At 48.9% G+C, this 23,996-nt stretch carries 20 protein-coding genes; 9 read left to right on the top strand and 11 right to left on the bottom strand.

Translation table 11 applies throughout. The features are described 5' to 3' along the window. The first annotated feature begins 40 nt into the window (after positions 1 to 40). Positions 41 to 205, top strand: a complete 165-nt coding sequence (locus IQ268_RS24420; protein ID WP_193884675.1) for a DUF4177 domain-containing protein — start codon at positions 41 to 43, stop codon at positions 203 to 205. A 161-nt stretch (positions 206 to 366) separates the two neighbouring features. Here the strand turns inward: IQ268_RS24420 and IQ268_RS24415 are convergent, their stop codons facing one another. Further along, positions 367 to 1,035: a hypothetical protein gene (locus IQ268_RS24415; protein WP_193884673.1), complete on the bottom strand. Its 669-nt coding sequence runs from the start codon at positions 1,033 to 1,035 to the stop codon at positions 367 to 369. A gap of 176 nt (positions 1,036 to 1,211) precedes the next feature. Here IQ268_RS24415 and IQ268_RS24410 point away from each other — a divergent pair, with 176 nt between their 5' ends. Continuing rightward, positions 1,212 to 2,726, top strand: a complete 1,515-nt coding sequence (locus tag IQ268_RS24410) for a sensor histidine kinase (protein ID WP_193884671.1) — start codon at positions 1,212 to 1,214, stop codon at positions 2,724 to 2,726. An 89-nt stretch (positions 2,727 to 2,815) separates the two neighbouring features. On the opposite strand, the gene IQ268_RS24405 is transcribed toward IQ268_RS24410, so the two are convergent. From IQ268_RS24405 to acsF, 7 genes are all read right to left on the bottom strand, one after another. Then, positions 2,816 to 4,843, bottom strand: a complete 2,028-nt coding sequence (locus IQ268_RS24405; protein WP_228035681.1) for a response regulator — start codon at positions 4,841 to 4,843, stop codon at positions 2,816 to 2,818. Then, positions 4,836 to 6,968 carry an ATP-binding protein gene (locus tag IQ268_RS24400; protein ID WP_193884655.1) on the bottom strand — a complete coding sequence of 711 codons (2,133 nt, stop codon included), beginning with the start codon at positions 6,966 to 6,968 and terminating at the stop codon, positions 4,836 to 4,838. The genes IQ268_RS24405 and IQ268_RS24400 overlap by 8 nt, the downstream gene beginning before the upstream one ends. After that, complete coding sequence (locus IQ268_RS24395) at positions 6,965 to 7,972, bottom strand: SpoIIE family protein phosphatase (RefSeq protein WP_193884653.1); 1,008 nt, start codon at positions 7,970 to 7,972, stop codon at positions 6,965 to 6,967. The genes IQ268_RS24400 and IQ268_RS24395 overlap by 4 nt, the downstream gene beginning before the upstream one ends. 1 nt (position 7,973) lies before the next feature. Then, positions 7,974 to 8,378: an anti-sigma regulatory factor gene (locus IQ268_RS24390; protein WP_193884651.1), complete on the bottom strand. Its 405-nt coding sequence runs from the start codon at positions 8,376 to 8,378 to the stop codon at positions 7,974 to 7,976. After that, positions 8,359 to 8,835, bottom strand: coding sequence for an STAS domain-containing protein (locus tag IQ268_RS24385; RefSeq protein WP_193884649.1), 477 nt, complete (start codon positions 8,833 to 8,835; stop codon positions 8,359 to 8,361). The genes IQ268_RS24390 and IQ268_RS24385 overlap by 20 nt, the downstream gene beginning before the upstream one ends. A gap of 15 nt (positions 8,836 to 8,850) precedes the next feature. Beyond that, a complete protein-coding gene (locus tag IQ268_RS24380; RefSeq protein WP_193884647.1) occupies positions 8,851 to 9,711 on the bottom strand; it encodes an STAS domain-containing protein in 861 nt (286 codons plus the stop codon). A 366-nt stretch (positions 9,712 to 10,077) separates the two neighbouring features. After that, positions 10,078 to 11,148, bottom strand: coding sequence for a magnesium-protoporphyrin IX monomethyl ester (oxidative) cyclase (gene acsF / locus IQ268_RS24375; protein WP_193884645.1), 1,071 nt, complete (start codon positions 11,146 to 11,148; stop codon positions 10,078 to 10,080). A gap of 475 nt (positions 11,149 to 11,623) precedes the next feature. Between acsF and IQ268_RS24370 the strand changes: the two genes are divergently transcribed. The 7 genes from IQ268_RS24370 to IQ268_RS24340 all read left to right on the top strand — a co-directional run bounded on the left by IQ268_RS24370 (position 11,624) and on the right by IQ268_RS24340 (position 20,562). Beyond that, positions 11,624 to 12,382: a heme oxygenase (biliverdin-producing) gene (locus IQ268_RS24370; RefSeq protein WP_193884643.1), complete on the top strand. Its 759-nt coding sequence runs from the start codon at positions 11,624 to 11,626 to the stop codon at positions 12,380 to 12,382. Positions 12,383 to 12,483: 101 nt separating this feature from the next. Then, the gene (gene hemN, locus IQ268_RS24365; RefSeq protein ID WP_193884641.1) at positions 12,484 to 13,890 is read left to right on the top strand and encodes an oxygen-independent coproporphyrinogen III oxidase; all 1,407 of its coding nucleotides are present in this window, start codon (positions 12,484 to 12,486) and stop codon (positions 13,888 to 13,890) included. Positions 13,891 to 14,072: 182 nt separating this feature from the next. After that, a complete protein-coding gene (locus IQ268_RS24360; protein WP_193884639.1) occupies positions 14,073 to 14,288 on the top strand; it encodes a hypothetical protein in 216 nt (71 codons plus the stop codon). 234 nt (positions 14,289 to 14,522) lie between these two features. Continuing rightward, a complete protein-coding gene (locus IQ268_RS24355) occupies positions 14,523 to 15,383 on the top strand; it encodes a fatty acid desaturase (protein ID WP_193884637.1) in 861 nt (286 codons plus the stop codon). A 563-nt stretch (positions 15,384 to 15,946) separates the two neighbouring features. Continuing rightward, on the top strand, positions 15,947 to 18,922 hold the full coding sequence (locus IQ268_RS24350; protein WP_193884635.1) for a PAS domain S-box protein: 2,976 nt from the start codon (positions 15,947 to 15,949) through the stop codon (positions 18,920 to 18,922). 2 nt (positions 18,923 to 18,924) lie between these two features. Then, entirely contained in the window at positions 18,925 to 19,788 is an 864-nt protein-coding gene (locus IQ268_RS24345) for a response regulator (RefSeq protein WP_193884633.1), read from the top strand. Between the two features lie 237 nt (positions 19,789 to 20,025). Then, a complete protein-coding gene (locus IQ268_RS24340) occupies positions 20,026 to 20,562 on the top strand; it encodes a universal stress protein (protein WP_193884631.1) in 537 nt (178 codons plus the stop codon). A gap of 92 nt (positions 20,563 to 20,654) precedes the next feature. Here the strand turns inward: IQ268_RS24340 and IQ268_RS24335 are convergent, their stop codons facing one another. From IQ268_RS24335 to IQ268_RS24325, 3 genes are all read right to left on the bottom strand, one after another. Beyond that, positions 20,655 to 21,056: a fasciclin domain-containing protein gene (locus IQ268_RS24335; RefSeq protein ID WP_193884629.1), complete on the bottom strand. Its 402-nt coding sequence runs from the start codon at positions 21,054 to 21,056 to the stop codon at positions 20,655 to 20,657. Positions 21,057 to 21,129: 73 nt separating this feature from the next. After that, on the bottom strand, positions 21,130 to 22,425 hold the full coding sequence (locus tag IQ268_RS24330; protein ID WP_193884627.1) for a CO2 hydration protein: 1,296 nt from the start codon (positions 22,423 to 22,425) through the stop codon (positions 21,130 to 21,132). Beyond that, positions 22,422 to 23,954, bottom strand: coding sequence for an NADH-quinone oxidoreductase subunit M (locus IQ268_RS24325; RefSeq protein WP_193884625.1), 1,533 nt, complete (start codon positions 23,952 to 23,954; stop codon positions 22,422 to 22,424). Before IQ268_RS24325 ends, IQ268_RS24330 begins: the two co-directional genes overlap by 4 nt. Positions 23,955 to 23,996: the final 42 nt, after the last annotated feature.

Genomic DNA, 23,996 nt, shown 5'->3' with positions numbered 1-23,996 from the left:
CGGGGTGTAAGGACATGCCAGCGTTTTTAGGACTGAGATCATGCAGCGTTTTGAGTATCTGACGGTTTATGTATCTTCGACTGGACAATACCAGGCGAGCGACGGCTCCTGGCAAAAGCTAGACGAACTGGGGCAACAGGGTTGGGAATTAGTCTCTGTGGTGAACGAGGTCAATAACCTGGTTGCATTCTTCAAACGTCCCTAGCGAATGGCTTCAATCCACTGTTTGCCCTCGAACCGCCTCCTTTTCTGGTTTGCCGCAGACGCTAAACCCTTGAGAACTGACCCAATTTTTTTAGCCTGTCCTCAAACTTTCCTGATAGTTCTGCAATGGCTAGTAGAAAGGGATGGTAGATGCACCCTGATTCATTCCCCAGCCTCGTGCTGGGGATTTTTTATGGAATAGGCAATGGGTTCAACGTCACGGAGTTGCCGAACGCCTCGATACAGCAAATACAGCGCTACCATTTGCACCACATGATACAGATCGACCGATCTAATCATGAATGGCAACGCCAAGCGGCTCCGCAACACAGCAACGGCCACACCAGACACTAGAACTCCGGCGAGTATCCACGGGGCACCAGGTGCCCGATGACGACGGGCAGCTCGCAGTTGCAGCAGCAATACGATAACGAGTGCTGAGAGATAGTCTGCAACAACGTAGGCAAAATTGCTGCGAACGGTTGCTAAACCCAAATAGCCAAATGACTTTAACCCAACGATGGGCAACATCCAGCGATGCCAGCGGTGCGGTACTGAACTGATGACGGTACCTGCCAGCAGAAGGAAACTGGTGAGGCCGAGTAAATACAAGGTTCCTTTCCATAGCAGGATTCTGGTACCCAGTTCCATGTGGGGCACAAAACCATGTAAGGTGCCTCCTAACAATGCGGCGATCGCCACTCCTGCAAAGGCTGCCGCCCAAAGCCGCACCGAGGTTTGCCGACTTTGATTGAGCATTATGGCAAAGATGGTCGCTTCCACGGCGATCGCATAATCGGTCAGCGTAGTCAATGGTTCAGCAATGATCATGGGCTGCTGTCAGTAAACACGACTTGAAAACCGCGAGGTCTTCTCCCTTAGAAACGATAACGCGTTCGTGGAAATCTACACCCCACAGATTCGGTCAGGCAACCCAGATCACCACTTCCACCTGGGAATACTACTACTATCCCTATTCTTCAATATTCTTCAATGGAGGTTCGGTAATGGATAGGTTAGATGAACCCATAACTCGTTTAAACGAGACAATTGCTCAATTAGAGCAAGCGATGCGTCAATCTCAAGCAGAAGTTAAAGCACTTAAATTGGCTCATGAGCAGGAAAGAGTTTATCGTGAACAAATAGAGAGTGATTTGAACTCGTCTCGGCAGCTCTTGCAATTGGTGATGGATACGCTGCCCGAAGCGATTTTCTGGAAGGATCGGGATTCGGTTTTCCTGGGCTGCAATCGCAATTTTGCCGACGATGCAGGGTTGGCTTCTCCCAAAGAGATTGTGGGTAAAACAGACTATGACTTGCCGTGGAAACAGGAAGAAACAGAGTTTTACCGAGAATGCGATCGCCGTGTAATGCTAACAGACAAAGCCGAACTGGGAATTGTTGAACCCCAACTCAACAATGAAGGTAGGCAAACCTGGTTAGAAACCAATAAGGTACCTTTACATGACGGCAACGGTAAAGTCATTGGCATTCTTGCCACTTATCAAGACGTGACAGCGCGTAAGCAAGCAGAAATTGCTCTGCAAGAATTAAATCAGAAACTACAACTTCAGACGTTAGAGCTATCCTCAGCATTGGAACAGTTGCAACAATCCCATTTACAACTGATACAGCGAGAAAAGATGTCGGCTCTGGGTAATCTTGTTGCGGGGGTGGCGCATGAAATCAACAATCCTGTTGGGTTCTTGTTGGGCAACTTGCAGCCTGCACAGGACTACACGAGAGACTTATTGGAGCTGATCGATTTGTATCAGAAGATATATCCTGACCCAGAGCCAGAGCTTAAGGACAAAGTCGAAGCGATCGATTTGAAGTATATACGCGACGATATGCCGAAACTACTTCGTTCCATGCATGAAGGAATCAGGCGTATTCAAAGTATTAGTATCAGTCTCAGGACATTTTCCAGGGCAGATACAGAGTTTAGAGTGCCCTTCAAAATCAATGAAGGTCTTGACAGTACGTTGCTCATTTTGAAGCATCGCTTGAAGGCAAACATGGATCGTCCGGCCATTGAGGTAATTGTGAATTATCAAGAGATGCCTCCTATTCGCTGCTTCCCAGGGCAACTCAACCAGGTTTTCATGAACTTACTGGCCAATGCGATCGATGCACTGGAAGAGGGCAATCAAGGAAAAATGTTCGCAGAAATCCAGTTGCAGCCTAACTGCATCAGTGTAGTAACTGAGCTATCGGCTTGTCAGCAGTGGGTTGTGATTCGGATTCAAGACAACGGTGTAGGTATGACTGAGGACACTCAGCGCAAGATGTTTGAAACCGCATTTACAACCAAAGAGGTGGGTAAAGGCACTGGCTTAGGATTGGCGATCGCTCACCAGATCATTGTTGATAAGCATGGTGGAACCATAGAAGTAAGTTCTACACCAGGACAGGGAACAGAATTTGTATTGAGAATTCCCATCTATGACAGCCTGACGGACGATAAACCTGACTGCACATCCGATTCCCAGCGGGACTGGACACTGGCATTACAGCCATGATGGGTTGCACTATCCTGGTTCTGTTGCAAGTCTTGTACCGAATGGCGATCGCCGCAAAGTCATAACTTGAGATCTGGCTTCATTCCGGTTCAGCTCTGCTGTTTCGTTCCGCTTTCCATTAACGTTCGAATCGTTTGCATTAATACCGCTGGCTCAATCGGTTTCGTGATGTGCTGCTGAAATCCGGCTGCTAATGCCTGTTGCTGATCCACTTCTCCGGCATAAGCCGTGAGGGCGATCGCGGGGATATTGCCACTTTGGTCAGGCGATTGCTCCCTCAGTTGGCGAACTAAGGCGTATCCATCCATGTCGGGCATGCCGATGTCACTAATCAGCAAATCAAATTTCGTTTGATCCAAATGGTTCAGGGCTTCGCTAGCCGACGCAACTTCTGTAACCATCGCTCCATGCTGCTTTAGCAAAAAAGCAATCAACTCTCGCGAATCTCTATCGTCGTCCACAAATAGTACCTGCAATCCATTCAGGCTAAAGTCCAAACAGTGAGGAGACAAAGTATCCAGTTGATTCAGTCTGGAAGCCGCCACAATTGGTAGCCTGACGGTAAAGGTTGCGCCTTGTGCTTCTCCGGGACTATCAACCTCAACGGTGCCTCCATGCAGTTCCACTAAATGACGCACGATCGCTAGCCCCAGCCCCAGCCCGCCAAATCGTCGTGTTGTGGTGCTGTCAGCCTGACGGAAGTAGTCAAAAACGTGGGGCAGGAAGTCCGCAGAGATGCCCTTGCCCGTGTCGCTGACGGTAATCTGAGCGTACGCAATGGAGCCATAGGGTAACGGTGGCGTAGCCTGCTGAGATGAATCAACTTGCTCCAATCGCACCTGAACGTTGCCGCCCTGGGGCGTAAATTTGATGGCGTTAGACAACAAATTCCAGACGACCTGTTGCATCCGGCTTGGGTCACCCAACACTTGCCCAACGTTCGATTCAAATAGGGTCTGAATTTGAATGGATTTAGCTTCAGCCGCAAGCCGCACCGTCTCTAGAGCCGCTTTGACTGTAAATACGAGGCTAATTTGACTGGGATGCAAACTCAGCTTGCCTTGAAGAATTCGAGACACATCGAGCAAATCTTCAATGAGTTGCGCTTGTAATTTGGCGTTACGCTCAATCGTTTCGAGCGCATATTGGGTTTTGGCTTCGTCTTGCCGGGTGGTTTGCAGAAGCTTTGCCCAACCCAGAATGGGATTGAGGGGCGATCGCAACTCATGCGACAACACGGCCAGAAACTCGTCTTTGATCCGGTTGGCTTGCTGGGCTTGTTCGGTTTGTTCTTGCAACGAGAGCATCAACCGATTGAGGCGATCGTTTTGATCGTGCAGTAGAGCTTCTGCTTGCTTACGGGCAGTGATGTCTGTCAGGATACAAACAGCCCCCGTAAACGTTCTCTGCTTATCCAACACTGGGTCAATGGTTTTGGCAAACCACCGTCCATGTGCCTGGAGTTCTAAAACCTGGCGCTGGTGAGTTTCTTTAGCACAACGGAACCAGTTGGCATTGCCTACTCCCAATTCCGCAGCCATTAACTCATAGTGGCGACACCCTAAGATCTCGTGCGAGGGTCTGTTAAACAGCCGCAACGCAGCCTGATTGCAGCGTAAAATTTTACCGTCTCGATCGACCAAACAAACGCTGTCATTGATCGAGTCAAAGGTTGTTTGCCACTCCTGCGCTAACGATAGAGCGGACTCCTCCGCGCGTCGAATTCGTAGCAGCGATCGCACAGTAGCGAGCAGTTCAAGCGGCTCAACGGGTTGCGCCAAATAAGCATCGGCACCGCTGTCCAAGCCTTCAGCTTTATCCTGGCTTTTGACAAAACTAGCCGAGAGGTGCAGCACCGGAATAAACGCAGTTTCAGGATTAGCCTTGATTTGACGACAAACTTCAAAGCCGCTTAAGTCAGGCAGTTTCACATCCAGAATCACCAGCGCTGGCTGGTGTTCAGCAAGCACTTCTAATCCTGCAACTCCGGTTGCCGCTTCCACAACGGTAAACCCTGCGTTTTGCAGAATCCGGGTTACCACATAACGATTGGCTTCGTTGTCATCGACATGCAAGATTGTACTGCGTGACTCTAGCATGGCATTGGCCTCAAGCATCGAGAACAAGTCCGGCTTTGACAAACGCCTCTCGAAGTTGAGAGGTTGCCACTGCTTGAGAGATCGTTTCTTTAGAAAGAATGGCGATGCTCTGTTCCGCTAAACGGCTCTGCAATTCTACATCCAGTTGGGTTGAGGAGTAGATAATGACCGGAATAGACCGAGTGACATCATTGTGGCTAAGCCGATCAAGAACATCCAACCCAGAGATAGTTGGCATCTCCAGGTCAAGCAAAATGGCGGTTGGCTGTTCGCTATGGGCGAACGCTAATCCCTCCTGACCGTTCGCCGCTTCTAAAATTTGCAACGGAGTATCTACCAGCAACTGCTTCACTACATACCGATAGGCGGGATCGTCGTCAATCAGCAGAAGTGTTTGAATTTTACCTTGATTAATTAGTGTATTCAGTTTATGGAGCAGGGGCAATCTCTCTACAGGCTTGATCAAGAACCCATTGGCTCCCAGCACCAATGCCTGTTTTTCGTTATCAATAACAGTAATAACTAATACGGGAATGTCGCGGGTCGCTTCATCTCCTTTAAGTTCTTGCAGCAATGTCCAGCCGTTTTGCCCTTCCAGCAGAATATCCAGAATGATTGCCGCTGGTCGAAATTGTTGTAAGGCTTGTCTGGCCTGAGCCAGAGTGCGGGTTGCAATCAGTTGATACCTGGTCTGCTGTAGGTGTTTCTCGTAGATAAACAGGGTTTCTGTATGGTCTTCAACCACCAGAATAGGCAGGTGAATCGCTTTAAGTGAGGCGATCGGTTGCGGTAGGGTCGGCAGTTCGTCGGCGTGGGGGTAGACGATCGGAATCGCTGCCGAAAAGGTAGAGCCTTGACCCAGTTGGCTCCGAACCGAAACCCTGCCGCCCAACAGCTCCGTTAGCCTCCGGGTCAACGGCAAGCCTAACCCAGTTCCTTTGACCTGCTTTTGTAGATGAGACTCAATTTGCACAAAATCCTCAAAAATGCGCTCCTGGTCTTCAGGAGCAATGCCAATGCCTGTATCGGATACGGAGAAGGTGACGGTAGACCCCATTTGCACAGCCGTTACTCGCACCTCTCCTCGTTCAGTAAATTTGAGCGCATTTGAAACGAAATTCCTGAGAATTTGAGCGACTTTGCCCTCATCGCTATACAGCGGAGGCATTTGTTTCGGTTCCTCAAAGATAAGCGCGACAGCAGAGCCTTGCACCAGTAGCGGGCGCAACATTCCCCGTAATGTTCCAAACAATTCGCTGACTTCGAAGGAACTGGGACGCACCTCAATTTTTCCAGCCTCTACCTTGGCTAGATCTAACAAATCGTTGACCAGTTCTGATAATCCGTCTGCTGCCCTTTGGATGAAAGTCACCTGCTTTTCTTGCTCTACCGTCAAGTCGCCATCCATGCGAGCCAGCAGCATCCGAGAGAGCGACAAAACAGAGTTGAGCGGTGTGCGAAATTCGTGGCTCATGTTCGAGAGAAAGCGGGTCTTCAGCTCGTTTGCCTGTTGCAAGGAACTGGCCTTCTCATCCAGTTCTGCATAGAGAGCCACTACGCCACGGTTCGTTTCTTCTAACTCCTGATTGAGTCGAATCAGTTCTTCCTCACGCTTGCGTAGCTCTGCCATTGCCCGCAGCAATTCCTGGTTTTGGCGCTGGATTTCTTCATAAGGGTTCTGGGGCGATCGCCCCAGAACGGTTTCCTGAATCTGCTGCAACTGTGACTCGGTAAGGGTGGGTGCCCGCTTGGGAAACGTTTTGCCCATCACAACCGTTGTTCCTTGTTCCGGCAGCGATTCCACCTCAAACAAATCCATTAACCGGCGAGTGCCAAGGATACCGAGTCCCATTCCCGTTTGGGAGACATAGCGCCCCTGCAACACATTGGCTAAATCAGAAATGCCCTGCCCCTGATCTTGAACCCGAATCAGAAACATCTGAGGATTTTCTGCTACGTAAAACTCAACCGTTCCGCCACTGGCATATTGAAACGCATTGCGAACAATTTCTGAAACGGCTGTGGCTAATCGTGTCTGGTCTTGGGCATCAAACCCTAACTGCTCGGCAAGTTCACGGGTTCGTTGCCGAGCCTGCACCACATCCTGTTCGTAGTGAATTTCCAGTGTGAAGAGGGTGGTCATGCTATTAACCTCTTGGCCACCAATACTGTGACATCATCCCGCCCTCGGTTGAAGTCTCGATACAGCACGCCTGCAACCAGACTGGGATGTTTTTGGCTTAAGCCGGGGTAGCGATCGAGCCGCCACTGAGTTCCTAAACCATCAGAATGCATAATCAAAAGCCCGTTCACATACCAGGGATAGGTCAACTCTTGAATTTTGCGAACCTCATGTCCAACCGTGCCGTTGTAAGACATTAAGTTGTGGTTTTCTGTAAAGGAAAAGATACTGGCTGCAATGTTGCCAACGCCAGCAAAGCGAACAGACTGCTGCTCGAAATCGATTTCGGCGATCGCCAATGCTGCGCCTCGTGTGCTTCGTAACGCGGCATGAGTCGCTTCGATAATGGCATGGGGAGACTGATGGTAACAAGCTTGAAACGTCCTCACTGCTTCTAAAGACGCGCTGGCCGCAACAGGGCCATGCCCTAGCCCATCCGCAACCAGCAACAGGCTGCGGTGTGCCTCAATGTGACTGGTCCAGGCATCTCCTGAAACGTCCTCCCCCGGTTTGGGCAAACACACCACTCCAAGTTCCAAGGCCATCTCAACGGGATGGAAGGTTGAGTTTGACCAGAGGTGAGCGAGGAGCGCCGTTCCTTTGCCAGAGATGGAGTAAACTTCGAAAAAGTTAGAGAGGCGACGAATGGCACCCAGCCCATTACCTGATGTGCCGCCAGTGGAAAAACCATCTTGCAGGCATTCAGCCACGTCAACCATCCCTGGCCCTTTATCTAACGACAAGACTTCAATGCCAAGGATAGGCTGTTGCTCAATCACCCGCAGCAGAACCACTCCGCCACTGGCGTGCTGGATGAGATTGTTGGCAACCTCTGTAACGACAATTCCAACCTTGCCTTGCTCTGTTGCCGGAAAGCCGAGGCGATTTGCCAATGCCAGAGCCGCCCGTCTGGCTTCCCCCGTTTGGCTTTGCTCCGTCACTGCTATGGCAATTGTGTCCTTCATGCTATTTCCATCGTACAATCATCACCCGCGTTCCTTCTCCGACAACAGATTCGATCGCAAATTCGTTAACGAGCCGTTTTGCACCGCCCAACCCCATACCTAACCCGCCGCCCGTGGTAAACCCATCCTTCATCGCCAGTTCAATATCAGGAATGCCTGCCCCTTGATCTTCAAAGGTGAGCTTCAGTCCTCGTTGTCCCCCAACTTGAAGGGATTCTAGCTTCACGATACCGCCTTCCCCATAATCCAGGGTGTTGCGAGCCAATTCGCTGGCGGCGGTCACAATTTTGGTCTGGTCTACTAAGCTAAAGCCAATTTCTATCGCAAATTGACGCACGGCCTGCCGAACCAGGACTACGTCCGCAGAGGATTGGATGCTCAGTGTCTCAGTCTTTTGCACCGTCATCTGCACTCCATTCAGCGGCAGCAATTTGAGACCGGGTGATGTGAGACTGTGTAATTTGAGACCGGGTGATGTGAGATCGTGTAATTTGAGACCGGGTATAGTCATCTAGCGACGATCGCAACAGCAACATTCCCTTTTCCACGTTTAATGCTGTGCGAATGCCCGTCAGCGACAGCCCTAATTCCACCAGGGTAATTGCCACAGCAGGCTGCATACCAACAACAACCGTTTCAGCATCCAGCACCCGCGACATTTTGGCAACGTTGCCTAAAATTCTACCAATAAAGGAATCAACGATTTCTAATGCGGAAATATCAATCAGGACACCGTGGGCATGAGTTTGAGTAATGCGATTGGTCAGGTCATCTTGTAGCGTCATGGCCAGTCGATCGTGCATATCTACCTGAATAGTGACAAGCAGGAATTCGCCCATTTGCAGTATGGGAATACGTTCCATCCGTTCCTCCTGTACCTACTTAGGTTGATAGCGGGTGATGCTGGCTCCCACTCGCTTCAATGCCATCAATAAAGCATCTGCCAGTGTTGCCTTTGTAATGACATCAGTTAAGTCAATGCCAAGGTACACAATCGTTTGGGCAATTTGAGGACGAATACCACTGATAATACAATCCGCTCCCATCAGGCGGGCGGCGGTCACGGTCTTGAGCAGATGTTGAGCTGTGAGAGTATCAACAGTGGGAACCCCGGTAATGTCGATGATGGCGACTTCTGAGCCAGTTTCGACAATCTTCTGCAACAACGACTCCATTACAATTTGCGTGCGGGCACTATCGAGGGTACCAATAATGGGCAAGGCCAGAATTCCCTCCCAAAGTTTGACCACAGGAGTGGACAACTCCATCAACTCTTCTTGCTGCCGCAGAATCACTTCCTCCCGCGCCTTTTGATACACTTCTATCGTTAGCAATCCCAGGTGATCGAACAGGGTGGTGGTTTGCCAAATCTCTTCGACTAGTTCAATGGGATCGTGCAACTGTTGCCGCAGGCGGTTAAAAAGGGGTTGCTTGAACGAAAAGACAAATGCAGCCGTTTCGGAGGGTGTGAAGCCCTTCTGCGATCGCGATCGCGAAACGCTAGCTAACAGTTCCCGCACATCCCGCCACTCTGCTGATTGAATATTGGTTAAGTTACTTTGCTGCACAGCGATGCGAAGCAATTTGAGGAATTCACGGCACTCTGCCTGTAGCTCGGCTTCTTTGATCAAATTTTTTCGAGTGTTGTTGGCTGCTAATTCCTGAGTCCACTCCGCCAGCAAATCTGCTTCATAGGTTTCAAGTATGTCTGGTAGCTTACTCTCGCTCAACATTCCCATCGCGACTCCGCCTCATCAAACCAGACTCAGTGTATGCCTATTTCAATCTAACGGGAAGGTCTAACTTTGTTGGTCTGGCTTTGAGTAACAGAGTTACTTCAATCCGCTGGATATTGCAACCGTTGCTCACCGCTCTAGTGAAGAAGTACAACGGAAATGGACGAAATGTAAAGGAAAGTAACAGATTTGATATAAACGCAGACAAGCCGAAATACGGGTAGGATGCAAGTATAGAGAGGCGCTGTCCCGAAAGGGCTCGTCGTCCATCAGGTTTATTGATGAGCGACGAACCATCGCTCCCATCTCCCAGGGGTGGCGATCGCCACCCTTTACCGCAAAGTAGCTACCTTAAACCAGTACCGTCGTTCATTGAACTGTTCCCCGTAACGCCTCGGCATCAATGGGTTTAAGCAGGTAGAGCCGCAGAAGATGACCAACGATCGCAAGCTGGCACGGTAATTTCCGTAAGGTTTTCAACCACTTGGGCTGAGAGGTGCGATCGATCGCAGACAGGTTTAAATTGAGATCGGAACAGTGATGCAACCGCCGGAAAAACTCTGGATGCTCCGTGTTGAGAATGGATGGAAACGCACGGGCTGCCGTTTCATTCGTTTTGCGAATCACTTCAGCATCAAACTCGGTTGGGTCAAGTCCCAGGGAGTGATAAAACCCTGTGCGTTCATGTACCGTTAGCGTATGGGTAGCAAAGACCGACAGCAGGAAAAATCGGCTCCACAAGCGAGACTTCCAGGTTTGCCAGAGTTGAGGTTGAGAACGCAACAGAGCCTTGAAAATATCTCCGTGACGGTTTTCATCCTGGCACCAGCTTTCAAAGTAGCGGAACAGGGGATAGAACTGATTTTCAGGATGCTTTTCCAGATGCCGATAAATGATGATGTAGCGCCAGTAGCCAATCTTCTCTGACAAATAAACGGTATAAAGCACCCACTCAATGGGAAAGAAGGTATAAACCCGATTCTTCGTCAAATGTCCTAAATCCATCGTGCAGCCAAAATCGCCCATTGCCTTGTTGAGAAACCCAGCGTGACGCGCTTCATCTCGTGCCATTAAGTTAAACATTTCTGCTAAAAGGGGACTGCGTCCCTTCAGCTTGCGCGAGAGTTCCTTAAACAACAAAAAGCCAGAGAACTCGGAAATGCACGATCGCTCCAGGTAATCCATAAATGCCTGTCGAGCTTCTCCGGTAATGTGATCCCACGATTGATTGAAGGATTCATCGCGGACAAAATGATAGCGGTTGTAATCTGCCCGCATTTCTGCCAACATGGCCTGCAACTCAGCATCCTGGCTGGATAAATCTAGCGTTGCCGCCGTTTCAAAATCTGTAGTATAAAACCGGGGAGTGAGGATAGTTTCTCGCAGTGCTTTTGTTTTGGCTGCTGGCTCCAGGGTGGGGTTTGACACAGAGTTGACCATAACATTCAATGACCAATTACAATTTAATAACTTTCGGGTTATATTACACTTCTATAGCAACCTTAGACCAGAATAGCGCCGTAACGATAGATGAAGTTCTTTAGGCAAAACTTTATAAGAGAGATGAGCATGGGTGTTCAACCCCATGCTTCAAGTCTACAGTTGCCACTGCCTGTCCGCTACTTACAACCATTTTCATTTGCATGCACCACACACCAAACCCTACACCCCACACTCATCTTGGCGAGACTGTGGCTGACTCGATTGAGAACTGCTGAACTGTATGTCCTGGCAATCAATTCACAAAAAAATTGACATTAATAACTAAATAGCTATAAAGTTTTGAAAGTTGGCACGATTCTCCTCCAGAAATGCTGCGCGATATCATTTCACTGCTTCTTTTTTCCGTTTCGCTACAGTGTGCTGCGATCGATATTGCTAACTGCCGCTATTTTTAGTCAATGAGGGATTTAACATGACTCATGATTTAGCCCAACGCCTTCGAGAAGGGACGCAGCAGTCTCACACTGCCGCAGAAAACACCGCGTTTATGAAGTGTTTCCTGAAAGGAATTGTTGAAAAAGAGCCGTTCCGTAAACTGCTGGCAAATTTGTATTTTGTCTACAGCGCCCTGGAGTCCGAACTGCGGCGTCACCAGGATGATCCGGTGATCGGGCGGATGTATTTTCCCGAACTGAACCGCACCGCCAGTCTGGAACGCGATCTGGCCTTCTACTATGGCAACGATTGGCGAGATCAGATTGCTCCATTGTCCGCTGGTGAGGTTTACGTCAAACGCATTCATGACGTAGCCAACACGGAGACTGCACTCCTGATTGCCCATGCCTACACGCGCTATATGGGCGATCTTTCTGGTGGTCAGGCATTAAAACAAATTGTTCGTTCTGCCCTAAAATTACCCCCCAATCAAGGAACCGCTTTACATGAGTTTGAGCAACTGCCAACCGTGGAGGCAAAACGGGCATTCAAACAGAACTATCGTGACGCACTCAATGCCCTGCCCGTTGATGATGCAACGATTCAACGCATTGTAGACGAAGCAAACTATGCCTTTGCGCTCAACCGAGATGTGGTTCATGAGCTAGAAGCGGATGTGAGGGCCGCCATTGGCGAGCATGTCTTTGACTTGCTGACCCGTCAGACCATTCCGGGTGCAACGGAGCAGACGGTTCCTGCTTCTGCCAAGGAAACCGCAATTGAATACAGCATTTAAAAAGACGGGAATGGGGAGATGAGTTTGAGGTTGGGGCTGGCTTCTCACCTCTGTTCACTCTCCGTTTCTCCCAATCACTGATGAGAGGAGCATCCATTTACATGAAATATTTGTTACCCACGGTACAATTCGACACGGAACTGCTGAAGAAGTATGATCAACCCTTGCCACGATACACAAGTTACCCCCCTGCCACTGAACTGAAGCCAGACTTTGGCATCTTTGATTATAAACAGGCGATCGCAGCCTTAAATCAACGCTCGTCGCCTTTGTCGCTTTATGTGCATATTCCGTTTTGTCAGAGTGCCTGCTATTTCTGTGGATGTAATGTCATTGTTTCTAACAATAAAAACATTGCGTTGTCGTACCTGGAGTATTTGACCAAAGAAATTGAGCAAACAGCCGCACGATTGGATTCCAGTAAGCCTGTGGTGCAAATGCATTGGGGCGGCGGCACACCCAACTATTTAACCATTGAACAGGTGGAACGGGTCTGGAAGACGATCAATCAAAACTTTGATTTGGCAACTGATGCGGAAATTTCAATTGAGATCAATCCACGCTATGTCGATCAGGCGTATATTCAAGCTTTGCGCGACATTGGCTTTAACCGGGTTAGTTTTGGTATTCAGGATTTTAATCCGCAAGTACAGGCCGCTGTAAACCGCGTTCAGCCCGAAGAACTGTTGTTTAACGTCATGGACTGGGTGCGGCAGGCGCAGTTTGACAGCGTCAATGTTGATTTGATTTATGGATTGCCCTATCAAACCTTGCAGACGTTTGAAGAAACTATTCAAAACACTATTGATTTGAATTCTGATCGGCTTGCTATCTTCAACTTTGCCTATGTGCCGTGGCTCAAGCCCGTCCAAAAGAACATTTCAGAAGCTACACTGCCATCGCCGCAGGAGAAACTAGAGATTGTGCAGATGGCGATCGCCGCGCTGTCTCGCAATGGCTATGTCTACATTGGCATGGATCACTTTGCTAAACCGGACGATGAACTGGCTGTAGCTCAACGCAACGGCACGCTAAAACGGAACTTTCAGGGGTATACGACTCAACCCGACGCAGAGTTAATTGGCTTTGGGCTGTCTTCCATTAGTATGCTGCATGATGCCTATTTCCAGAATCACAAGCGATTGCAGGATTACTATCAAGCCGTTGATTGCAATCAACCTCCTGTGGAAAAAGGGATCAGTCTGCATCGAGATGATATCATTCGTCGGGAAATCATTATGCAGCTCATGTGCCATTTTGGGCTGTCTAAACCAGAAATTGAGGCAAAACATCATTTAGAGTTTGATGCCTATTTTGCATCAGAATTAGTTGCTCTCAAGGCTTTAGAAGCAGATGGTTTGGTGAGGCTCTTCTCTAACAGCATCGACGTGTCGCCTACTGGACGGTTGCTCATTCGCAACATTGCCTCAGTCTTTGATTCTTATCTGCGCGATCGCGTCACGTCTCCAGAGAATCGCATTGTTGCCAATTTTTCCAGAGCTATTTAAGCGCCGATGGTTTACTCAATTCAGGAGTATTGTTCGTACGTATCCTGATGATTCAGAGGCCATGAGCACTCGAATTAACGTGCGGGTGAGGTTGCGATCGCAAGAGGGCATTGAAGTTGTCAGTGAAGCCACTAATGCCGAAACGGGTTTGGTGCTGCTGGAATCCATTGATGTGCATTGATGTGGATGTTGCTGTTGTCGATGTCGATGTCACACTGCCCGATATGGATATCACTAGCATTCGCAGGGCACGAAAAGTCCAGGTAATGTCTTATGTTACCGCATCTAGAATTCTGGTTCTGGCGACTGGCCGATGCGATGCAAACAACCTATCGATTAGTAGCTATCACGATCCGGCGATCGTGCATCCTGAACGCATTGCAACGGCTGGGTCGTGAAAGGGAATGGGGGAGAATTTTGAGCTGCTTCTTTCACTCTCTTACTCTCGTACCTTCCCTCTTTTTAAGAGGATGTTTTTAAAGGACTCATATAACTCGACAGTTCTTAAATCTCCCAACCTTGGGGAACTATCTCAGGTTGGAGTCCAGACTTGGGGGATTTAGAGAACGCACATAGGACATTTGCTCCTTTTCAAACAATCCTCCAATAGTGTGTGGTTTAAGGATGTATTAATGACAGTGAATAATGTATCAACAGCCTCTGAAGAGCACCTGAGGCTAAACTGGTTAGCTGTGGTCTTTTTCGCCAGTGTTCATGCTGTAGCCTTGATGGCTCCCTGGTTTTTCTCCTGGTCGGCTCTAGGATTGACTCTATTTCTACACTGGCTGTTTGGCAGTATTGGCATCTGTTTGGGCTACCATCGGCTTTTGAGCCATCGCAGTTTTCAGGTGCCTAAATGGTTGGAGTATGCGATCGCCTTAATTGGGGCATCGGCTCTACAAGGAGGGCCGATCTTCTGGGTGGCTGGACACCGTTTACATCATGCCTACACCGAAGATGAACAGAAAGATCCCTACTCTGCCCGTAAGGGATTTTGGTGGAGCCACATGCTGTGGATCTTTTATCCCCGCTCGAAATTCTTTAACTATGAGCAATACAAACGGTTTGCGCCTGACTTGGCACGCGATCCGGTTTATCGCTGGCTGAATCGCTACTTTGTCCTCTTACAAATTCCCATTGCTCTACTGCTGTATGCACTGGGGGGATGGTCGTTTGTCGTATATGGCGTGTTTGTTCGAATCGTCTTGCTCTGGCATACCACCTGGATGATTAATTCTGTAACCCATATGTGGGGCTATCGTACCTTTGAGGTAGAAGATAATTCTCGCAATCTCTGGTGGGCTGCAATTTTTACCTATGGGGAAGGCTGGCACAACAACCATCATGCTCATCCGACTGTAGCAAAGGCGGGCTGGCGCTGGTGGGAACTGGATGTCACCTGGTGGGTTATCTGGCTATTCAAGCGGGTCGGGTTAGCTCGCAAAGTTGTCATGCCGCCCCAGGAAGCAATGGTTGGCAAGGGATACCATTAATTGCCATCCTCACAAGTTCCCCAAAATCTTCTCCTATAACTGATGCAAGGTACAAAACATCGACTCAGTCGGCTTTTGTCCAATGCGCTGTTTGCTCATCAGAGCTACCTTCGTCAGAAGAGTTCTCATGAGCCGAATGCTACGCCCTCGCACGTTTGATACGTTCTAAGCAACCTCTAAGCTCGACTGTATCCAAATTCTAGAACCTATTGTCATTGCTAGTTCTGGCACTTCAGAATCCGCTCCTGACGTTTTTCAATGTCGGTGGTATCTGATGTTTGAAACGGTCTAGAACCTGAGCTTGATCCAGACTGAATTACAGCCATTTTCATTTGCATTCACCACGCCTTAAACCCTACACCCCACACCCATCTTGGCGAGACTGTGGCTGACTCGATTGAGAACTGCTGTAAGAATGGCCTCAATTTCAAATGGATAAAGTCGAGCTAAGAGCGATCGAGTTACTTTTGTACCAAATTTATAAACTTTTGTAAGGAAAAACAGTTCTTTATCCTTCATTGCTCGTCTCGCCAGGAATGATTAAGGCATTAGGAGGTTAAAGTATGGATTTGGGAAAGGATGCCACTGAATCTATTAAATCCCTCTTAGAAGCTGGTCTGTTGCTTGCTGATCGGCAATACAGCCTCTGGAAGCCTGAGTTTGTGGGGCTACATGTTCTTTCAGATGCCTTGATTGCCCTTGCCTCCTGCTCCATTCCACTAACGCTGTACATTGTTCGTCGGCAGCAAGACCTGCCGTTCAACTGGGTCTTGCTGCTGTTTAGCGCCTTTCTCACGGCCAATGGAGCCACTCACCTGATGTCGATCTGGACGATCTGGCATCCAGACTATTGGCTGGCTGGAGCAATCCAATTGATGACGGCTACGGTTTCCATCTCGACAGCAGTGCTGCTAGTGCCAACTGTGCCCAAAATACTGGCACTTTCCACCGCTTTAGTTGTGGACGATTGGCTCCTAAAAGACATTGCAGAACGCCAGCGCATTGAAGCAGAACTCATTCGTACCAGAGATTTACGAGAGGCTATTTTTAATGAATCTGCGGATGCTCTATTTCTGGTCGATCCGCAAACCTTACTCACCCTTGATTGCAATCGACAGGCGGTAGACCTCTTTCAAGCGGTTGATAAAACTAGTTTAATTGGCATTGAAGGACATACACTGCAACGTTATCCCTTTTCTCAGGATGAGTTGAATGACATTACGGCAGACATACAGTCGCAGGGGTTTTGGAGCCGAGAAATTGAGTATGTGACCTGCCAGGGCCATGTCTTCTGGGGGAATATCGCAGCCAAGTCCATTACGGTGGCTGAACGGATGATGCACCTGGTGCGGGTAACGGATATCAGCGATCGCAAACGAGCAGAACAGTCATTGCAAGAGCAAGAAGCCTTTTTGCGGGCGATCGGAGACAACATTCCCAACGGCTACCTGTACCAACTGATGCGCGAACAGAATGGTTGCTATCGCTTTACCTACGTCAGTGCTGGCATTGAGCGAGCAAGTGGGCTAAAGCCAGAAGCCGTCATAGCAGACTCTAGACTCATGTTTAATCTCCTGGTGGAAGATGACCTTCCCTATGTAATTCAAAAAGGAGAGGAATCGGCTCGGAATCTGTCCTTATTTGATATTCAGGTGCGAGAGCGGTCAGCCAGTGGAGAGATCCGCTGGTTGCGGTTGTGTTCCACTCCTCGCCGCTTGGACGATGGTCGGGTGATCTGGAATGGCATTCGGCTAGATATCAATGACCTCAAACAGACAGAGGAAACTCTACGCCAGAGCGAAGAACGGTGGCAGCTAGCGATCTCTGGCAGCAACGATGGCATCTGGGATCACAACCTGCAAACGAACGAACACTATCTATCTCCTCGCTGTCTGGAGTTAACAGGATACGGTTATAATGAAAGTAATACATTTGACAAATGGCTTACGTATATTCACATAAAAGACGTAAGCAGGGTACACACTACGTTTCAGGCACACCTGGAGCACCGATCGTCAAACTACACCTGTGAGTACCGCATGAGATGCAAAGACGGCAGCTACAAATGGCTACTGGCAAAGGGTCAGGCGCTCTGGGACGAACAGGGCAACCCGTTGCGGGCGGTCGGCTCTCTCACAGATATTAGCGATCGCAAACGGGCTGAAGAAGCCCTCCAACGATACGAGCGAATTGTATCAGCAACAACAGACGCTATTTTGTTACTCGATCGCAGCTATGTTTGCCAGGTGGTTAATCAAGCCTATCTAAACTTGCACAACAAACGGCAAGACGACATTATAGGGCGCTCCATCAACGACATCATGCCACAGGCAATATTGAACACAATCCAGCCTCTGCTCGACCAATGTTTAGCAGGACAGGCCGTTCAGTATGAACTATGGGCAGACTTTGCAGCATCCGGATCACACTTTTTAAGCATTACCTGCGATCCATATTTTGATGTCAGCCAGACTATTTCTGGAGTGGTAATCAGCCTGAGGAACATCACCAGACTAAAACAGGCGGAGATGAAGCTAGAGCTTCAGAGTATTATTGTCAGCAATATGGCTGAAGGCGTTTGTATGGCCAGGGTTGCTGATGGCATAATTGTTTATGCCAACCCCAAGTTTGAGCAAATGTTTGGCTACCATGCAGGGGAACTCAACGATCAGCATGTATCAATTGTGAACTATGGCGATGGAACCCTCAGTGCAGTCGCGGTCAATCAGAAGATTACTGAGGCGGTCACTCAGGATGGTGAGGTCACCTATGAGATTCATAATGTCAAGAAAGATGGCACACCCTTTTGGTGCAGAGCAACCACTTCGATCTTCCAGCATCCTCAGCATGGAACTGTAATGGTCGCTGTGCAGCAAGACATTACTGAACAAAAGCGGGCAGAGGAGCAGATTAAAGCATCGCTTCAGGAGAAAGAAGTATTGCTCAAGGAAATTCACCATCGGGTCAAAAACAATCTGGGGATTGTGGATGGGTTGCTGCAAATGCAGGTGCGGCGATCGCTCGATCCACAGGTTGTACAAACGTTAAAAGAGAGCCAGAATCGAATTGCCTCGATCGCCTTAGTTCACGAAAAGCTATACTGCTCCGACGACCTGGCAAACATCGACTTTTCGCAATATATCCTCGATCTCACTGCCCATTTGTTTGATTCCTACAACATTCACTCCAAGCAAATCAAACTAATCACTCAAGTCGATGATGTTTTACTGGATATTGATCGAGCTATTCCCTGCGGTTTGATTATCAATGAACTGGTATCCAATTCGCTAAAGCACGCCTTTTCGACGACTCAAATGGGTGAAATTCAAGTTTCACTGCATCAAAACCAAAACCAGACCCTGACGCTGAGCGTACGAGATAACGGAGTGGGTTGCCCTTCAGGCTTTGACTTTAACCAACCCAAAACGCTGGGCATCTCTCTGATTCAAGGACTGGTCAAGCAGCTTCAGGGAACCCTGGCTATGGATGCTGAACAGGGGACAACGTTTAGAATTACGTTTATAAAACAAAAGAAATGAAGGTGAGCAACCCAACTCAATCCCACATTGGTTCTTCCCAAATGGTTCGCATTTTGATTGTTGAAGATGAATACATCATTGCAGCAACGTTGCAGGAGAACCTGGAAGCATTGGGCTATAGCGTTTTAGACATTGCCTGTGTGGCCGAAGAGGCGATCGCAAAAGCAAGGGCGCTTCAACCCGATTTAGTACTGATGGATATTCGGCTTCAGGGGCAAATGGATGGCATCCATGCGGCTGAACATATCTGGAACCAACTGCAAATTCCAGTTATTTACGTCACCGGGCATTCTGATAGGAGTACCCTGGAGCGAGCCAAAGAAACGTTTCCCTTTGGCTACATTCTCAAACCGGTCAAGGAGAAAGAACTGTATGTGGCAATTGAAACAGCCTTGAACCGTCACGAACGAGAGCAGTTCCTGAACGTTGCGCTACGACAAATAAACGATGGAGTAATTGTGGTAGATACCCAATGCCGGGTGAACTACCTGAACCGGACGGCTGAAATTCTCACAGGTTGGCCGCAAAACGAAGCGCACGGTCAAGCATTAATGACTGTGTTTAACCTCATTGACGAGGAAACGCAGGTACAAATCGAGAATTTGGCAACGGTAACGATTCAACAGGGCAGCCTTTTTTGTCTGGATGAGCAGGTTCTACTCGTTGCCAGGGATGGCACAATGCGTCCCGTAACCAACAGTATGGCCTCATTGATGGAGCATAGGGGAAAGCTAACAGGCGTGATCATTGTATTTCAAGACGATACCCAACGACGAGTAGCAGAGCGAAATCTGTTCCTGCATCGCGCTCAACTGTTGCAGCAGCAAATGAAAGCACTTCAGCGGTTGAATCGGCTGAAGGATTGAGTCCATCCCCAGACACCTCACAAGTTCCTCAAACTCTTCTTCTATAACTAATAGTGTGAAGCACCAGAAAGCCCGAAAGAACGGCCATCAGCCTTCTTGATGCTTCATCTGAAACTCAAGGGTTGGAGAGACTGAGCGGATTAAATCTAGATTGGGGGATTGTGTAAAACCAATCGTCTATTTTGCTCAACCTCCCAGGCTTATTTTGAGACGTGTAAAACAGACGGGAGAAGAACCATGTTTCACCACATTTTGGTGGCACTCGACGATTCTGATTTTAGTGAGCAGGTCTTTCACAATGCTTTAGACCTGGCAAAAGCAATGCGTAGCAGGCTGTTGTTGTTGCATGTGCTAAATCCAGTCGATAGAGATTATCCTCATGCGCCAATCTACCCTGCTGTTGAGGCGTATTACTCGGCGCTTTACAATGAAGCTCTTCAGCGCTGGCAAGAAGAACTCGCAGACTATGAAAAACGCAGACTGGCAATATTGCGATCGCTCACATCGGAAGCAGAGGCCGTTGGAGTTGCAACCGAATTTACCCAAAACATTGGTGAGCCAGGACGAATAATTTGTGCGATCGCTCGTACCTGGGGAGCCGATCTAATTATTCTGGGTCGTCGAGGGCGCTCAGGGGTAAGCGAGTTGGTTTTGGGCAGTGTCAGTAATTATGTGATGCATCATGCTCCTTGCTCGGTGCTAATAGCACAACATCCAGCCACCGCAACCGCTAACGCATTACAGAACCGTGAGATGGCAACCACAGAAAGTTAGGGATTGCATGGTGTCATTGGGCATCAATGAGAATCCACCCCTATCCGCTACTTATCCAAATTGACTTGAATAGAGCGGCATTGCCCTCTAAACTACCCCATCAAAATGACGCGATCGAGAACGTGAATTACCCCATTGTCTGCTTCGATATCGGCAGCCAGTACCGTTGCGTTCTTAACCTCAAACCCATCCGAAGTATCAATTCGAATGGGCGACCCTTCAAACGAAATGACTGAATCTACCTGTTCTAGATCCGCTTTCATCCACTTGCCAGGAACCACGTGAAACGTCAGAATTCGAGCCAGTTGAGGCGCGTTTTGCACCAGTGTTTGTATGGTGCCGGGGGGGAGTTTGGCAAAGGCATCATCATTGGGAGCAAACACTGTAAAGGGGCCTGGACTTTTTAGAGTCTCAACTAAGTTAGCAACATGAACTGCCGTCACTAACGTTTTGAAACCGTCTGCATTCACAGCAATATCAACAATATCAGCCATTCCATTGACCTCGTAGCTTAGGGTGTTAAAGCAGTTACCATTGGTTGTTGGCTCATAACGAATGGCCAACAGCCTAACGATAGTCTTGTTTCTGAATGTCTCGTAGCCGAGCTTCTGGACGGGTGAAGCGATCGATCTGTGCTTCAAAAAACTGGCGATTGGCGATCAGATGCCTGGGGTTGGGGTCATCCAGAGGATAAAGCAATGCAGTGCGTAATGCCTGAATAACCGCAGAGGTGACGTTGTACATCGATCGCTGAAAGCTCACTCCTAATTGAATCAGCATGTCATCTTCGCCCCGGCAGTATTGGTTGTAGTAATCCAGCAAGTAAGGCGGCAAGAAATGCAGCATGTCCTGCATCAATAGTGTAGGCGGAATACCTGCGGAACCAACGGGAAACACATCAGCATAGAGAATACCGTAGTGAAAATCCTTTTGATCCGTGGGAACTTGTCTGGCCTGTGCGTTGTAAGACTTGGTACCCCGGAAGGGAGAGGTGCGGTAGAACACTGCTTCCACATACGGAAGAGCCGCTTCGTACAGCCACATAAAACCCTTTGATTTGGGGATAATTTCGTAGCATTCTCCCCGAATGTAAACGTGATGATAAATGGGACGACCCGCGATCGCAAAAATGCCGTTCACCAGAAAATTCATAGCCTCTGGGACGGTCGTCAGCTTTCCTTCATCATACAGGTCAGACATCTCAAAAAAGACAGGTGCCATCACTTCCCAGAACAATCCTAAATTGGCATAGTAGGACAATTCTCGCACCTGCTCCAAAAACATTTCCGGGAACAGGTTATACAGTCCCAGCATCAGCGGGTTGCCCTGGAAGTAGGCTCGAATGGCGCGATCGGCATTGGCTTTGTACTCATCACTATCCAGATACGGGTCAAACTGTCCACCCATACCCCGATGCCAGAACATGGCTCGCATACAGGCTTCGGCAAATTCCATATTGATGCGATCGTGCCACAAATGATGCAACAGCTTGGGTAATTTCTGCTTCAGTTCTCCTTTTTCAATGAATTCCAGCAGTTCTGGATGGGCAGTCGCCTCCCCTCGCCAAATGCGTAAGTCGGCATCATCACCAGCGTAGTGATTGTGCAGGTCTAGATACTCTTGGGGCAGGACGTATTTAAGCGCAGGTAATGGATTGAGAAACACATGCTCGGCAATGTAAAGCAAGTCCCGCCAGTAAAAATCCATTGGTACCGCATACGCCTTGTAAATTCCAATGATTTGCATCAGGTTTTCTGGCGTGTCGGGCAGCATAGAGCCACCCGCTTCTAAACGGTGAATGACATCAGCAAATTCGTGGGTAGACGGTGGAATAAGCGGTTTGGAAAGGGTTTCAGTTGTCATCGTGTTGTCACTCCTTGAGAAACTGGGTTTGAACTAGCCTCAGGTGCCTCTGAAGCCTGAGCGATCGTTGGTTGAGCCAGGATAGGAACAGCGGCCACCATTGAGAGGGTGGTGGATTCACTCCAGCGCACCAACCAGGTGGGTTGAATTCCTAAAAAGACGATGGTGATAGCCAGAATCAAGGCCGGAACGCGTTCTCGCCACTCGACTTTGGGGAAGTAGGCGATCGCATTGTCCAATTTGCCAAAGCAGGTGCGGTTCAACAAAATCACGAAATACACAGCGGTCAACCCCGTACCAACAACGCAGAGCAGCGTTTGCACTGGAAACACCGAGTAGCTGCCCTGGAACACCAAAAATTCGGATACAAAGCCAACTAACCCAGGAATTCCAGCACTGGCCATTCCGCCCAAAACCAACAGAGCGCTTACCAGGGGCAATCCGCGTACCGGATTCATCAAACCGTTGAGAACATCCAGATCGCGTGTTCCGACTTTTGTTTCTACCACACCGACCAGATGGAACAAAATTGCCAGAATTAACCCATGTGCCACCATCTGAGCCACGGCTCCCACCAGGCTTAAAGCCGTTAATGCCGCACCCCCCAGCAGGATGTACCCCATGTGACCGATCGAGCTGTAGGCCACCATGCGCTTGATGTCTTTTTGGGCGATCGCAATAGTTGCACCATACAGCACGCTCACCGTTGCCCAGGTGGCTAATCCCGGAGCCAGGGTTGCCCAGGCTTCTGGAAATAGCCCCAAACCAAAGCGGAAAATACCGTAGGCTCCCAACTTTGCCAGCACTCCACCCAAAAGAATAGCAACCGGAGCGGATGCAGCCACATAGGTATCGGGCAACCAGGTGTGCAGCGGCACCAGGGGAATTTTGATGCCAAACCCAACCAGCACCAGACTCAAGAAAACAATCTGTAGCCACAGGGGTAACGATTGTCCCATCAGCGCTTCGTAGGCAAAGCTGTTTGCTCCTTGCAGCCAGACTACCCCCAAAAACGCCACTAAAATTAAAGCGCCAGAGACAGCCGTGTAAAGCAGAAATTTAATGGCAGCATAATTTCGCTTTTCGCCACCCCAAATCGAAATTAGTAAATAGAACGGAACTAACTCCACTTCGTAGAACAGGAAAAACAGCAGCAAATTCTGCGCCAGAAATGCCCCGGCCACCGCACCGCTCACCAGGAGAATTAAGCTGTAAAATAACCGGGGACGTTTAATGTCTTCCTGGCTACTGTAAAGGACAATCCAGGTTAATAAACTATTGAGCAACAGCAGCGGCAGGGAAAGCCCATCCACGCCTAACTGATAGTTCAAACCGAGTGGTTCTAGCCAGGGCAAATATTCCCGAAACTGAAGCAGTGGATTGGTAAAGTCGAACTGGTTGGCAATCCAAAGCGTCCACAACAGAACCAGGCCACTGATAATGAGTGCAGCCAGTTTCAAGTGGCGCGGGGGAAGAAGGGCGATCGCGATCGCACCGAGAACCGGAAACCAGATCAATGTACTTAGCATTATCTTCGAGTGAGTAATGAGTAGGGAATAGGACGGAGGAAG

This window comes from Oculatella sp. LEGE 06141 (genome assembly GCF_015207605.1).
In the GTDB taxonomy this organism is placed as follows: Bacteria; Cyanobacteriota; Cyanobacteriia; order Elainellales; family Elainellaceae; genus Oculatella.
The sequence above is the reverse complement of the archived record's forward strand: the minus strand, read 5'-3'. Positions and strand labels throughout refer to the sequence as shown.

Bases quoted from the DNA above. Each gene is read 5' to 3' on its own strand.
- IQ268_RS24420 (WP_193884675.1), top strand. From the start codon at position 41: ATGCAGCGTTTTGAGTATCTGACGGTTTATGTATCTTCGACTGGACAA.
- IQ268_RS24415 (WP_193884673.1), bottom strand. From the start codon at position 1,035: ATGATCATTGCTGAACCATTGACTACGCTGACCGATTATGCGATCGCC.
- IQ268_RS24410 (WP_193884671.1), top strand. From the start codon at position 1,212: ATGGATAGGTTAGATGAACCCATAACTCGTTTAAACGAGACAATTGCT.
- IQ268_RS24405 (WP_228035681.1), bottom strand. From the start codon at position 4,843: ATGCTTGAGGCCAATGCCATGCTAGAGTCACGCAGTACAATCTTGCAT.
- IQ268_RS24400 (WP_193884655.1), bottom strand. From the start codon at position 6,968: ATGACCACCCTCTTCACACTGGAAATTCACTACGAACAGGATGTGGTG.
- IQ268_RS24395 (WP_193884653.1), bottom strand. From the start codon at position 7,972: ATGAAGGACACAATTGCCATAGCAGTGACGGAGCAAAGCCAAACGGGG.
- IQ268_RS24390 (WP_193884651.1), bottom strand. From the start codon at position 8,378: ATGACGGTGCAAAAGACTGAGACACTGAGCATCCAATCCTCTGCGGAC.
- IQ268_RS24385 (WP_193884649.1), bottom strand. From the start codon at position 8,835: ATGGAACGTATTCCCATACTGCAAATGGGCGAATTCCTGCTTGTCACT.
- IQ268_RS24380 (WP_193884647.1), bottom strand. From the start codon at position 9,711: ATGGGAATGTTGAGCGAGAGTAAGCTACCAGACATACTTGAAACCTAT.
- acsF (WP_193884645.1), bottom strand. From the start codon at position 11,148: ATGGTCAACTCTGTGTCAAACCCCACCCTGGAGCCAGCAGCCAAAACA.
- IQ268_RS24370 (WP_193884643.1), top strand. From the start codon at position 11,624: ATGACTCATGATTTAGCCCAACGCCTTCGAGAAGGGACGCAGCAGTCT.
- hemN (WP_193884641.1), top strand. From the start codon at position 12,484: ATGAAATATTTGTTACCCACGGTACAATTCGACACGGAACTGCTGAAG.
- IQ268_RS24355 (WP_193884637.1), top strand. From the start codon at position 14,523: ATGACAGTGAATAATGTATCAACAGCCTCTGAAGAGCACCTGAGGCTA.
- IQ268_RS24350 (WP_193884635.1), top strand. From the start codon at position 15,947: ATGGATTTGGGAAAGGATGCCACTGAATCTATTAAATCCCTCTTAGAA.
- IQ268_RS24340 (WP_193884631.1), top strand. From the start codon at position 20,026: ATGTTTCACCACATTTTGGTGGCACTCGACGATTCTGATTTTAGTGAG.
- IQ268_RS24335 (WP_193884629.1), bottom strand. From the start codon at position 21,056: ATGGCTGATATTGTTGATATTGCTGTGAATGCAGACGGTTTCAAAACG.
- IQ268_RS24330 (WP_193884627.1), bottom strand. From the start codon at position 22,425: ATGACAACTGAAACCCTTTCCAAACCGCTTATTCCACCGTCTACCCAC.
- IQ268_RS24325 (WP_193884625.1), bottom strand. From the start codon at position 23,954: ATGCTAAGTACATTGATCTGGTTTCCGGTTCTCGGTGCGATCGCGATC.